Source organism: Stenomitos rutilans (genome assembly GCF_059505485.1).
In genome coordinates this window covers 1-12,409 of record NZ_JCACKR010000113.1, presented here as the reverse complement: position 1 = coordinate 12,409, position 12,409 = coordinate 1, and the positions used below count along the sequence as shown (strand labels likewise).

Annotated in this window: 15 protein-coding genes and 1 tRNA gene; 9 read left to right on the top strand and 7 right to left on the bottom strand. The window is 48.5% G+C overall.

Going from position 1 to position 12,409, the window contains the following annotated elements; translation table 11 throughout:
* Positions 1–23: 23 nt before the first annotated feature.
* Entirely contained in the window at positions 24–260 is a 237-nt protein-coding gene (locus tag AC5JLP_RS22660) for a hypothetical protein (RefSeq protein WP_496070227.1), read from the top strand.
* A gap of 205 nt (positions 261–465) precedes the next feature.
* Positions 466–1,599 carry a DUF3747 domain-containing protein gene (locus AC5JLP_RS22655; protein ID WP_496070226.1) on the top strand — a complete coding sequence of 378 codons (1,134 nt, stop codon included), beginning with the start codon at positions 466–468 and terminating at the stop codon, positions 1,597–1,599.
* A 197-nt stretch (positions 1,600–1,796) separates the two neighbouring features.
* Here AC5JLP_RS22655 and AC5JLP_RS22650 read toward each other — a convergent pair whose 3' ends face one another.
* A complete protein-coding gene (locus tag AC5JLP_RS22650; RefSeq protein ID WP_496070225.1) occupies positions 1,797–2,684 on the bottom strand; it encodes a glycoside hydrolase family 19 protein in 888 nt (295 codons plus the stop codon).
* A 313-nt stretch (positions 2,685–2,997) separates the two neighbouring features.
* Here AC5JLP_RS22650 and AC5JLP_RS22645 point away from each other — a divergent pair, with 313 nt between their 5' ends.
* The 3 genes from AC5JLP_RS22645 to AC5JLP_RS22635 all read left to right on the top strand — a co-directional run bounded on the left by AC5JLP_RS22645 (position 2,998) and on the right by AC5JLP_RS22635 (position 5,592).
* The gene (locus AC5JLP_RS22645; protein ID WP_496070224.1) at positions 2,998–4,032 is read left to right on the top strand and encodes a hypothetical protein; all 1,035 of its coding nucleotides are present in this window, start codon (positions 2,998–3,000) and stop codon (positions 4,030–4,032) included.
* Between the two features lie 131 nt (positions 4,033–4,163).
* Positions 4,164–4,234: transfer RNA gene (locus tag AC5JLP_RS22640), tRNA-Gly, on the top strand.
* 173 nt (positions 4,235–4,407) lie between these two features.
* Complete coding sequence (locus AC5JLP_RS22635) at positions 4,408–5,592, top strand: tyrosine-type recombinase/integrase (protein ID WP_496070223.1); 1,185 nt, start codon at positions 4,408–4,410, stop codon at positions 5,590–5,592.
* A gap of 217 nt (positions 5,593–5,809) precedes the next feature.
* Here the strand turns inward: AC5JLP_RS22635 and AC5JLP_RS22630 are convergent, their stop codons facing one another.
* Positions 5,810–6,436: a hypothetical protein gene (locus AC5JLP_RS22630; protein WP_496070222.1), complete on the bottom strand. Its 627-nt coding sequence runs from the start codon at positions 6,434–6,436 to the stop codon at positions 5,810–5,812.
* 482 nt (positions 6,437–6,918) lie between these two features.
* Between AC5JLP_RS22630 and AC5JLP_RS22625 the strand changes: the two genes are divergently transcribed.
* Positions 6,919–7,539 (top strand): hypothetical protein, encoded by a 621-nt coding sequence (locus AC5JLP_RS22625; RefSeq protein ID WP_496070221.1) that lies wholly within the window; start codon positions 6,919–6,921, stop codon positions 7,537–7,539.
* 782 nt (positions 7,540–8,321) lie between these two features.
* Here the strand turns inward: AC5JLP_RS22625 and AC5JLP_RS22620 are convergent.
* On the bottom strand, positions 8,322–8,720 hold the full coding sequence (locus AC5JLP_RS22620; protein ID WP_496070220.1) for a transposase: 399 nt from the start codon (positions 8,718–8,720) through the stop codon (positions 8,322–8,324).
* Positions 8,717–9,151: a transposase family protein gene (locus AC5JLP_RS22615; RefSeq protein WP_496070219.1), complete on the bottom strand. Its 435-nt coding sequence runs from the start codon at positions 9,149–9,151 to the stop codon at positions 8,717–8,719. The genes AC5JLP_RS22620 and AC5JLP_RS22615 overlap by 4 nt, the downstream gene beginning before the upstream one ends.
* Before the next feature lie 517 nt (positions 9,152–9,668).
* On the opposite strand from AC5JLP_RS22615, the gene AC5JLP_RS22610 reads away from it, so the two are divergent.
* Genes AC5JLP_RS22610 through AC5JLP_RS22600 form a run of 3 tightly spaced genes read left to right on the top strand, consistent with a single transcriptional unit; the run spans position 9,669 to position 11,372 of the window.
* Entirely contained in the window at positions 9,669–10,022 is a 354-nt protein-coding gene (locus tag AC5JLP_RS22610; protein WP_496070218.1) for a hypothetical protein, read from the top strand.
* A gap of 51 nt (positions 10,023–10,073) precedes the next feature.
* Positions 10,074–11,222: a DEAD/DEAH box helicase gene (locus AC5JLP_RS22605; protein WP_496070217.1), complete on the top strand. Its 1,149-nt coding sequence runs from the start codon at positions 10,074–10,076 to the stop codon at positions 11,220–11,222.
* Between the two features lie 15 nt (positions 11,223–11,237).
* Positions 11,238–11,372, top strand: coding sequence for a DUF433 domain-containing protein (locus AC5JLP_RS22600; RefSeq protein ID WP_496070216.1), 135 nt, complete (start codon positions 11,238–11,240; stop codon positions 11,370–11,372).
* Positions 11,373–11,783: 411 nt separating this feature from the next.
* Here the strand turns inward: AC5JLP_RS22600 and AC5JLP_RS22595 are convergent, their stop codons facing one another.
* Genes AC5JLP_RS22595 through AC5JLP_RS22585 form a run of 3 tightly spaced genes read right to left on the bottom strand, consistent with a single transcriptional unit; the run spans position 11,784 to position 12,258 of the window.
* Positions 11,784–11,972, bottom strand: a complete 189-nt coding sequence (locus tag AC5JLP_RS22595; RefSeq protein WP_496070215.1) for a hypothetical protein — start codon at positions 11,970–11,972, stop codon at positions 11,784–11,786.
* 5 nt (positions 11,973–11,977) lie between these two features.
* Positions 11,978–12,100 (bottom strand): hypothetical protein, encoded by a 123-nt coding sequence (locus AC5JLP_RS22590; RefSeq protein WP_496070214.1) that lies wholly within the window; start codon positions 12,098–12,100, stop codon positions 11,978–11,980.
* Positions 12,097–12,258 (bottom strand): hypothetical protein, encoded by a 162-nt coding sequence (locus tag AC5JLP_RS22585; protein ID WP_496070213.1) that lies wholly within the window; start codon positions 12,256–12,258, stop codon positions 12,097–12,099. Before AC5JLP_RS22585 ends, AC5JLP_RS22590 begins: the two co-directional genes overlap by 4 nt.
* Positions 12,259–12,409 lie beyond the last annotated feature (151 nt).

Here is a 12,409-nt window from a genome sequence, read left to right as displayed (position 1 = left end):
GGCAAGTTGTGCGGGATGCCGAGTTGGGAAAGCGACCGGAGGGCTTGAGGCAGGTGTTTCGAGCAGAACTTAAGCAGTACGAACAGGAGCGACAGATGCCTTACGTTACGTCGATTGAACAAATGGGCAGAGAGGAAGAGCGTCGATCGATAGCCCTAAGAATGCTTCAGGAAAACATTCTACTCGAAGCGATCGCCCGAATTACTGAATGGACGATCGCCGAACTCCAACAACTTCAAGCCGATCAATCACAGGAATAGCGTTCCTAAAAAGGTCTGCGAGGTAACATTTGGCTGACCGAAAAGCAGTGTAAGAGTTCCCGAAAACCATTGCTTTGTAAGGATTTGTAATCTTTTAATCTGCCAGTTGGAAAATTGGCACATAGGTGTTTTATTTCGTCCGGAAGGGAGAGAAAGGGATGCGGACAGGACAACAGTACCTACCTTCCTACTCAGACAAACGGATATGATGACTCATCTTAAAGTGGTTGCTCTAGCAACCCTGGCTTTTAGTTCCCTGACCGTTGTAAAACCAGCCACTGCGGCCCTGTTTAGCAAGGCAGATTTAGATCCTAGCAGGCTGGTGTTGGTCGCTTCGCCCTATGGCAGCAATGCACACCAGCTTTTGATTGTTGAGCAAGTTGCCAATAACCGTGCCTGCTGGAGTGAGAGCGGCACCAGTCCCACAATGGTCGATCCACTCCTGGTAAATTTTGACTTTACGGGCATTTGTGGACGTAGCACCGATGCCAATGGCTACTCCATTCGGATGGGTGACCAGGACTTGGGCCTGCAATACAGCCTGCGGGTTGTGAAACGCAATGGCGATTTGCTGTTGGTTGGCATGCCAACCATGTCTCGCAACGGCCCAGAAATTCAAATTGGTCGCGCGGGTGGTGCCACGAATGGGTTTGCCAAGCTGTATTTGAATCCTGGTTGGCGCATTACCCGTCGAGTGTATAACAATCAGGCGTTAGGACATTACTACCTGACGAATGACCAACCGTTGAATAGCGCGATCGCAGCCGCTCCAGTACAACCCCCCGCGCCACTGCCTCTACCGTCTAAGCCCCTTCCAACTTCAAATCCCTCAGGGCCACTGCCTGTATCTCGTCCCGATATCATCTTTACGCCGGGTTCCAGTAGTCCGAGTAGCTCCGTCACATCCTCCTCTCGACCTGCTAGCGCTTCGATTCCCATTGCCGTACCACCACCCGAATCAGCCATCGCTACAGGCTCTACCCGTCCCACTCCACTACCCGCACCGTCGACAACGGCTCCCGTAACGACCATTCCGGTCAGCGGGTCGAAAACGCCCGTGCGGCCCAGTGCTAATCAGTCCACGAGTTCTGCCGGATCACCCATCACAGGCAAGCCCATTCGCGTGCCACTGCCTGCGGCAGCAACTCGACCGATCGTCACAGTCCCCAAGGAAATCCCACAGTTAGCTATACCGCAACCTGTGCCCCAGTCACCGATCGTGCAACGACCTGTCACACAGACACCTGTTACGCAACCGTCTGTCACACAGCCCCAACCAACTTCAAGCCTGCCCAAACCGAAGCCTGGAGACTTTGTAGTACGAACAACAGCGCTTTGAGGGAGTGGGGAAAGGCTAAAGGCGGAGGGGATGGGGGATGAAGGCTAGAAAAGGCAGAAGGCAGAAGTGGGGAGTCGAGAGTGGGAAGTGGACTCACGGCTGGTAGCTGACCGCTGCTAGCTGCTAGCTGACTGCTCAACCAACTCAAAACTCCTCCCTACTCCCTTCCCCCACCCCTCCCCCCTCACCTCTTCCCCTCACACCTTCAGTGCCCGTTTGGCGGCTTGCAGAAGCTGGATGCGATCGTCTAGCCCGTTATAGCCACCATTAATGACCCTGGTAACGGTTCTCACATCGTCGTTGTCGGCATCTCCGTTGAGCTGATTGGTTGTCCAAAACCAGCCAGCGCTCCGGCTTGCCAGGTCAGGCGATGATAGCTTGGTCGGATTGTTGATGAGATCGACCCCTAGCGCTTTGCCACAGGCTTCATAATTTGTTCGTCCTGTCACCTGAATTAGCCCTCTGCCCTTATAGCGCACACCATCACCACTGTAGATGTTGCCCAAGTCATCTCGACCTTCATAGTCCTCACCAGAAGCATACTCTTCTAGGGCATTAAAGCGATCGGATTCATGCGCTAACTGGGCCAGAAAATGGGCCTGTCGTAACGGCGTTGACACATTGAACTCAACCATCGTGCGGTTCAAAAAGGGTGTGAGCGCATTGATTCGGCTCGTGCTGGCTTCGGGGGCGATCGCTAAAATTTGTGGTGGTGTCAGTAGCAGCATCGTGCTGGTGGGAAATAACCCGGCATAGGGTGGTTTACCTGCGGGTCGAGCAGGCAAATTGCTGAGCGATCGCAGCACGTTATCCATCTGCCCATCTTTGTCATTCACCGCTCCTTGCAGACTACCCGCCAACTCTTGCAATCGCGTAGCTGCGCCCTGTCTGCCAACCCTGACATCCGTGACTGAAAACAACCCCACGTAGGGTGGCTTATCGGTAGGACGAGGAGGCAGATTGCTCAACACTCGAATTAAGTCGTCTACTAACTCGTCTTTTTTGCCAACCGTTCCTTGTAACTTGTTCACCAACGATGCCAGGCGAACAAAAGCCTGAATTCTCCAAATATCAAGTTGCGCCATAGTTAAGCACCTTTTTTTACAAGCAGCCAGACTAATCCTGGAAAACAGCGCGAGGTTTTCATCTTTGAGCTAATTATTCACGCAGATGGAAGCGATGACCAGATTCTTAACTACAGCTTTACGAATCAACATACCGGAAAGTGTGCTTCACTTGGCAAAACCTGCCCCCTACCAGGCGCTACATTCTTTCTTGGAAACCTCCTGAGCACTCTAGAAGCGTGGGCAATGAGTTAGGGAATGCGACGAGTGAGCTAGGATCAAGCTGATTGAAAGGTCAGCAGCCCTCTCTCATGGCTTTAACGCCGTTGCCCCCGTGATAAGTCCCGTTGATCAGCCCCCTACGCCAGCAGTTCCACGATCGACCGATCCACCCACCCTTTGGCTCTCGCTAGTGCTGGGGTCAGTGCTGATTCATCTGGTGCTGTTTATTCTCGGTACCCTTGCTTTAACTCGTACTGCAACCGTACAGCTTACCACAGAGCCAATTACCATTGAGTTGGTCGATCCAACTGCTGTGACTGCACGATCGTCAACACCTAACCAGTCGATCGCTGCTCGTCCTGGTGCGCCTTCATCAACGACTCCCTCTACAAGCCAGGCTCAACCCAACACGGCGCGATCTCATCCATCAGAAACCAATCCAGCCGTAGAACAGCCATTCGTACAGCCTCTTCCGCGAAGGCGGTTACCCGTCCGTACACAGGAACCGAAACCATCGAGCGCTCCAGCCCAGTCATCCAGAAACCCGGCTCCGCTGCCCTCTACTCCTGCCAACAACTCAACTCAACCGCCGCCAACCTCAACGAGAAATCCTTTTCCACCATCCGATTCGTCCGAGACAAGACAGCCCCAACCACCTTCCGATCGACCCGGAGAACGGTTACCAGGTTCTTTGCCCAACCCTTTAGGTGGCTCTGAACCATTACCAGCCGATTCGCAGCCCCCCGCAACGGGCGAACGTATCTCTCACGGGCCGCAGGAAGAGAGCGTGTTCGTCAAGGTGACTAATTTTAGTCCACCCTCTGTCGATATCTCACGACAACCAGCCCAGCCGAGCGTTTTCCAGCAAAATCTTTTCATCCGTTATCCATCTGCCCTTTCAACGCAAACGATTAACCTGCAAGCGGCACTCATCATTGATCAAAATGGGAAAGTGCTGAGTGTCGAAAAGGCAACGTTGCTCTCTTCTTCTTTGGGGAGCACGATCGACGAAGAAACCCTAACTACTGTTGCTAACCAGATTTTTACTCAGTGGCAGTTTAACCCTGCCCAGGATCGTGTAGATGGCAAACTGGTGAAGCCGCCGCAGTCAAACCTGGTGGTTAATGCACAGGTACAAATCCCTTAGAACAAGGACATTTAGAAGAGGGACAGCAGTTTGAAAGATTAGCTATTAGTAAATCCTCCAGAAGCAATGTCCCCTGGTGTACACTGCTAAGAGTGTGTTACAATTGCAAAGGCCTTGGAAGGTTTCCCCTTGCGGGCGTAGTTTAGTGGTAAAACCTTAGCCTTCCAAGCTAATGATGCGAGTTCGATTCTCGCCGCCCGCTTTCAAACACACACACCCATAATCCCTTTCTACACGGGCATTATGGGTTTTTTAATGCCCGTTATGCGTTTCACGACCCACATAACGCACTTGTAAAACACGTAATTGAGTAGCCATTTGAGTACGTTTTGAGTACGATGTGATTACAACCTTAGCAAGCGTACTCAGAACACCATGAAAGGCAAACAGCAGAAGCAACAGAGCAAAGCAGGTAAAGGTTCTGTAGGCATTGAGGCAAGGGAGGGAAGACTCAGACTTAACATCCCTCGTCCCTGGTTTAGCGGTACTCAAAAGAGACTCACCCTCGGTTTAGCTGACACCCCAGAGAACCGAGTGATTGCAGCAGCTAAAGCCCGTGAAATCGAACGAGACTACGCTTTAGACGCATTTGATGAAACCCTCGCCAAGTACAAGCCTAAAACCCATCTAACACCCGTTACAGCTATTACAGCAGCGGTACACACCCCGTTGGAGCTCTACAGCCTTCACACTACCTATCTCGCTCCTCGCAGCAAAGAATCCACTCGTGAGTTTCATAAGCACATTGGGCGCATCCTTGAGAAGCTTCCTAAGATGCCAGTTACGAACGCTTTAGCAGTGAGGGAGGCAATTCTAGCTGTCACCACACCCAAACGCGCTAAACGAGTCTTTATGGGTCTCTCTGCTGCTTGTAACTGGGGTATAGAGCATGAATTAGTCACCAGCAATCCTTACGCTCGTTTGGTTCAAAGTCTTGATGAGGATGATTTGAAGGTGAAAAACAAGGCAGATGCCTTTACACCAGAGGAAGCAGACGCACTCATTGAGCTATTTAAGACTGATGACAGACCAGGGATGAACTACCGTCACTACGCACCTTTTGTAGAGTTCCTGTTCCTCACCGGATGCCGTCCTAGTGAAGCTGTAGGTTTGCAGTGGCAGGACGTTCATTTTGAGAAAGGCTACATCACGATGGGACGTTCCATTTCTCAACCCAACAACGGCAGGAAAGTACACTCAGACACCAGTAAGAACCGTAAAACTCGAATGCTACCCCTTTACCCTCGCCTGCTTGCTTTCATGACTTCACTGTCTGAAAAAGCGGGTGATTCCTTACAATCTGATGCGCTCATCTTCCCAGCACCGAAAGGAGGTTCCATCACCTTTGCCAATTTCAGGACTAACGCATGGAATAAACTCGCTCGTACCATCAAGCCTGACGTAAGCCCTTATAGCTGTAGAGACACCTTTATTACCGCTCAACTCGCCAAAGGGTCTGGTGTAGCTGATATAGCCCGTTGGTGTGACACTAGCGCTGAGATGATTGAAAAGCACTACTCAGACAAGTCGAAATTGCTTCACATCATGCCTAAAGACTAATTAAGAGTGAGGGTGAAGTTTTAGGCTAAAACTTTAGGCTAAAAGTTTAGGTAGATACCTCAACACCCACTTACAACTACATTTCACCCCACTTGGCAACTTGCTAATGGTTAGGTAAAACAATTGGCAATTTAATTTGCCAATTTATTCAACAACAAACCCTCTTACCTTTTACAGTAGGAGGGTTCTTTTTGGAGGAAACGAGGTTAGCTACGAGTTAATGGTGCATCAGTTCCACGAGGCAATTTTTCCACACCCTTTTAACACTGTCTATTAGATGTCGAGTTATCCAGTCGATGACTTCCTCATCCAGGTGAGCTAGCAGGTAATCAGGCTCATCCTTCGTCTCTTTCATCAGCAGATCAGCGTAACCCTCTAGCGCCACTTCAGCCAAGGCAACACACCAACGCAGCTTGGGTTCCACTTCTCTAAAGAACGGATGCCATTCACTCATCTGCATGATGCGTTCATCTCTCCAATTAGGGTCATCCAGATGCCACACTTCCAAGGGAGTCTCATCTTCTCCTTTACCTTCACGCTCACCAACACCCTCACCAGTAACCCTACTAGAGCGACACTCGTAGAACTGTCCTATCACCCTCTCAAGTGCCTCCCAAGTGCGTTTCTTCCTCATATCGCACCCTAAGCCGTTCTCACCGAAAGCACTCCTCAGAGCGTCCCTAAACTCAGTCGCAGCGTTAATCCAACCAAACACCGCATCTGGGTAGCCGTATTTCACTGCATAGCGTAGCGTCTCACTGGAAAGCGTCACACCAGTAATCGCTAGAAAGTGGTCTCTAACGGCATCACGATCGATTCCTACCGCCTTAGCGTTATGATTCATTTCAGCCTCTCTTACAGGTATGTGTAATGGGGGTTAGCCCTGTCTCGGTGTTTCCAGCACCTTGATGGGGCGTTTTGCTTGCGCTCCTTTAGGATATCTCAACATCCATAATCGTCAAGCAGTTTTACGTTATGCGCCCTGACAAAATCGTTAATTACCGCTTACAACAGCTAATTACTTACTCTATTCCTATTACCTATGACCTATTATCTATTATTTATCTATCTATCTATTTATCTATCTATCTATCTATTCATTATCTATTTATCTATCTAACCTACCTACCTACCTACCTACTTATTTATCCATTCAATTATTACATTATTGATTTATCTGACCACAACGTTGTAGTATGTAATTAAGCAGTCGCTTCATTGTCAACCTTTTGAAAGGTACCGCACAAAAACTTGAAAGGTACCGACATTTTTTGAAAGGTACCGTATACTTTCAACAGTAAAACCCACTGTTTGAAAGGTACCGATATGTCCATCTCTCCAAACGTTGATGATGCGCTAGCGCTGGATAGCTACTGGTATTACTGCAACAATGCTTTTTTGGGTGGCTTACTAACTCTTCCTAAGCTTTCCCTGCTGCCTTTAACCAAGGTAGATGCACAATTCATCAGAGACGGTCATAAACACCCTGTAACGGGTGAAACCTGCCACGAGCTACAACTGAACCAAGAACTCATTATTGGCGGCAAGGTAGCTTTTTATCAGCATTTGGTGCATCTCATGGTTCACCAGTGGCAGTACGAGAAAGGTGAAAAGAAGCCAACGAAGCATGACCATAACGCGGAATTTGTCAGGGTAATGAACGGTATAGGATTTGAATCATCAGCGAATTACGGACGTTCACTAGAGTTCACACCAGAAGAGGGAGGAAGATTTATGAGAGCAGTAGCAACAGCACCGGAACTAGCCTTGTTGAGGCCTTCTAACAGCAGTGCCTTGTTAGACCTTGAAGACAGTAGAAGCAAGCCCAAAAAGGATAGGAAGACTACTTACTGCTGTCCTCAGTGCCAACAAAAGACATTTGGAGGAAAGAACCTACAGTTAATCTGTGGACGTTGCAATGAGGCACTGATTAAGCAGGTAGAATAATGCTCGGTACCTTTCAAGTTTGTTTCAAAAACGCACGGTACCTTTCAAAAAACTCTGTTACAGTTAACCCAAGGTAGACGGTAACGTTAGCCCTTCAAACAGTAAACTTTACGAAACCCCTGTCCTCACTGGATTAGGGGTTTTTTCTGTTTGTTAGTAGTTCAAATTAATGGCATTAGCTAATGCCATTAAAAATAGGTAGACACTTACCTACCCAGTTTCACACCCACTTTTCCCTACCTTTTTTGAAACACCCGTTAGTACCAAGTAACAAAAATTCTGTCCCTAGCTGTCGAACAAACGATACTGGTGTTTTACAGCGCTTCTCAGCGGTTACTGAGGGAACGTTCTAGTTTTTGAAACGTACACCCAACTTTTGAAACAAACCTCACGGTACCTTTCAAAACCCTCGGTACCTTTCAAAAACTGCTGAGTACGTTTTGAGTACGTCTTTCTACTTATTAATCGCTACCGTGTATCAAGTTAATTTCTCAAACCTTCCACTACGTCTCGCTCTCTTTTTGGAATGTACACTGCAAAAAATCACCAGCACACCCCTTTTGAGTACGTTTTGAGTACGATTCCACCCTTTTGAAAGGACTCAAAATCTGAAACACCCGCTACCACTGCATCATCACGGTAAAATAGCTTAGCCTTCCAAGCTAATGATGCGAGTTCGATTCTCGCCGCCCGCTTTAAACCGAAAACCTCTGAAACTGTTATGTTGCAGAGGTTTTTAGTTGCTCGCACTGTCTTCTAAAACAGTAGACCTCCTGCACAAATTACTGAGTGTGTGCCAGTTCGTAGTTCAGTAAGTCAGCAATCAGGTTTAAGCGCAAGCCAAACCGCTTTCTGCGATTGCGATAGCGTCCTGAAAAGATCCGAAAGATCTTGAAACGGTGAATCACGTGCTCGACTCGTACTCGCAACCGTGCTAACGCTCGATTATGCTGCTTCTCCGCCTTTGGCAACGGCAGGTTCCAGGGCTTCTTAGTGGGCGTACAGGCTCCAGCATGGCGCTTGGCAAACCCTTGATAGCCGCGGTCAGCCAGACAGAGTTGCGACGAGATAAACGGCAAGCGGCTGCGCTTCAGCAGTTTGAAGTCATGGATTTTACTCGTGTCCACGACTGTCGCAACGATCTGTCCGCTTTCAAACGCCACCAACAGTTGCGCCTTCAAGGTATGGCACTTCTGCTTGCCACTGTAGTCACGTTTCTGTTTTTTGGGGGGCGTTCGATTGCCATCTCACCGACATCGACGATCAGTACTGTCCACTCCCAACCCGGTTGATAGAGTTGACGCTGACTGGGGAGGCGGAACTTGCCGCACTTGATCAGCAGGTCTTCTACCTTTTTGACGAGCCGTCCGACCGTCGTTTCATCCACGCCCCAACTCACACCGATGTGAAACTGACTGCGGTACTCACGCCAATACTCTAACGCCACGAGCAACTGGTCTTCGACGCTCAGTTTGTTCTGTCCGCCGCGCCGTCCCTGACGGTCAAGTTGGGTGCGTAACACTTCAACCATCTCGCTGAACGTGCTACGGCTCACGCCGCACAAGCGTTTGAACTCAGCCTCGGATAGAGATTGCAATTGGTGGTAGCGCATGCGTGTGTGCCAAAGTTCGATCATCTTCCAGTATCGATGCTGGCGATCGCAAACTGGCACATCGTTTTCAATTCATGCAGGAGGTCTATTGTGATGCAGCGTCCCAGAGTGGAGGATAAGGGGAAGGTTTAAGGGGCGATTCCTAAGGAAAGCTGCGCCAACGTGGCGTTTCGAGTTTCGAGGTCGGGGTTTCAGGTTTTGAGGTTGGAGTTTCAGGTTTATAGCTCGACGTTCCGTGTTCTGAGGTCGGAATATCAGGCTTTGAGGTCGAGGTTTCGTGTTCGGGGGTCAAAGTTCCGTGTTCTGAGGTCGGAATGTCAGGCTTTAAGGTCGGAGTTTCAGATTCAGAAGGCGAAATTTCGAGTCTAAAGGTCGAAGTGTCGAGATCAGAAGGTGAAATGCGAGGTTGGGGCGAGTGTATATAGTTTTGATGGTAACAAGACTATCACTTTGTACTGAGACGAAATCTGCCAGAGACTGGCTACTATAAGGGTTGTTTGGACAATTTCCTTAACAGATGGCGATTAGTACAATTGGATTTCTCGGTGTGTATCGTTTTGAGGATGGAGCCGCTACACGTGGAGCAATCCTGGTTACTTCTATAGACACCAAACCGTTGGAGTTTCGCATTACATCACCTGTTCGTCCACAGCCTCTTCAGACAACCCTTTATGGTGAATTGTTAAAGGAGCACATCGCAGTAGATCTGACGGGACTCCCTCTTCTCAGCGCAGTAGACAATAAACCTGATTTGATTTTGGTTTGTGATGATTTACTACTGGGTATCAATAGCAAGCAGGAAATCCCAACGATTCGGATGATGGGAGCAGATGCCTCTGTAGTAACCGGGGAAGCGAAGCTCACACACTAAATCCGCTAGATCCTAGTCGCCAGTCAGCAAAAGTTTATACTTCTGAAAAATTTGCGGAAAGCCTGCAAGCAATTGCTGAACAGCTACCTCCAATCAAAGTATCGCTGGGCTTTAACTGGCACCCCCATTGAAAATCGCTTGGAAGATGTTGTTTCATTGTTCGCCTTTATCCGTCCAGGAACATTTTTAACAGGAGCTGATTATTCGCCACGAGATGTCTCAACCATAATCGAGCCATTCATGCTCCGTCGCTTAAAGGAGAAGGTCTTGCAAGACTTACCTGATAAAGAGAGGCAAGAATTTTGGTTGGATTTAGATAATGCCCAAAGGATTGCTTATGACCAAGCATTGAATGCAGGTCGCAGGAAGATTGAAACTTCACTGGATGGAGAACAAACATTTCAGACAAAGCGACATATTTTTGCTTTGCTAGTAGAGTTGAAGCAGATTTGTAACTTTGCGAAAGAACCAGCAACAAGTCCTAAAACATTTTTGTTGCTGGAACTACTGGAAACCATTGCAGCTAACCAGAAAAAGGTGCTCATCTTTTCGCAGTATCGAATAGAAGGAACAGATAAGATTGATCAATTGCTTACCCAAACGGGAATTCGCTATGTGTTTTACAAAGGAACACAAAAGCAGAAAGACCAAGCGGTAAGCGATTTCAGAAATAATCCGGAGACTACGGTCTTCTTAGCAACGCTTGAAACTGCTGGTTATGGCATTACTTTGACTGAGGCAACCTATGTAATTCATTTTGATCAGCCCTGGAATCCAGCCAAGATGCAGAACGCTGAGGATCGAGTTCATCGTATAGGGCAGACAAAAGGTGTGACAATTTTTAACCAGCAAGGTGCAACGATCGGAGTCAATTACGCGGCTTCCGGCAGTAAACAGGAGTTTACGCAGAATGCCACTACTACAGAGCAAAACTTTGAAATTTTACTGGCTGACTTTGAGCAATTCATCAATGACCTTCAACGGCAGCATCCCAATGCTACGGATGAAACGGCAATTCAAATCATTGATGTTGAAGTTCAAAAACAACCTATTCGACTCCAAAACTTCTTGAACCTAAAACGTCTATGGAATGGGGGTAAAAAGGCAGCAGTCAAAGTCGGTGAGCACTTTACTGAGCAAAATCCTTGGGGTAAAGGCGCGATTGCCTTTCTCGACGGAGTGATGGAAGAGCCAAAATAATTGAGATTAGAGCAGATGAATAACTGGCAAGAACGCATCAGCATCAATCCCCACGTCTGTCACGGTAAACCCTGCATTACTGGAACCCGCGTTATGGTATCCGTCATTCTCGATAACCTTGCAGAGGGCATGACACCCTCGGAGCCGTAGCCGACAGGCTGTATTAGACTTGCTTTCCCGCATCCTCAACGACTATTCGTTGGAATCTCTGCAAGGATGCCTGGTTGTTGCTGATGAAGCCCAAACTAGAATTCGTCGCCCACCTGAATGAGCGATCGTCTGATCTTGGAAGTGCAGCGATCGTCCTCTAGTCTGCACCTTCCAACCTCTATATAGCCTTCAGCATCCAAGAAACGCGGAGCGTTGCCTGTAATACTCGAAACTTTGACCTTTTTACTTGAAACTTCGACCCCACAACTCGGAACTTCGACCTTTGAACTCGGAACTTCAGGCTTTTTGGTCTAAAAACGAAGCTCAGAACCAGGAATATTGAGCGTTTTGCTCTAATGTCCGAGTTCTAAGCTTCAACCGTCAGCCTTCGAGGTCAAATAGTCAAGCTTCTTACTTCACTGTTGTCCTCTGCGGCTCCACCTTCCGAGACTTTCGCACAAACCGCTTACTCATCTCATCCGCCACCGCATCTAACCCCGCTCCCTTCCCGCTTGCTTTCGCAAAGTTATAGACCAGCAGTGCTGCTGCATACACATCACTGCCCACCGCCACTACCGTATCGTCTATCAACTCCTGCAACTGCGTCAGCGCCAGAAAAATAGGATGCAGCGATCAAGCAATTCTACATCCCGCTTCATCTCATCCAGGTCAAACGATCGCGGCAAAAAGTCGGGATTCTGCCGTGCCACTTCCAGCGCTTTGCTCACAAACGCCCGACTCTTATCGCCCATCTTCGGTAGCGATCGGCGTTCTCTGCGGTCAAATCCATCAAAAACGGTAGCTTTTCTTTGAGCGTGACGATCGCTGTTAGTGCAGCATCCCGGTCTGTTTGAGTCAACGTTGCACTAATTTGATTCGTTGTCATCAGTAAATTTCCCCTGAAGGGGTTTACAGCTTTTAGAGTGCTCAGATGTAAAAAGAGCCAAACCACTCAAGGCGTATGCAACTGGCTGGTGGTGAAACATTAGACCACTTGCACATTAGCTTACTGGCTGCACGAGAGACCGTTCAAAGTT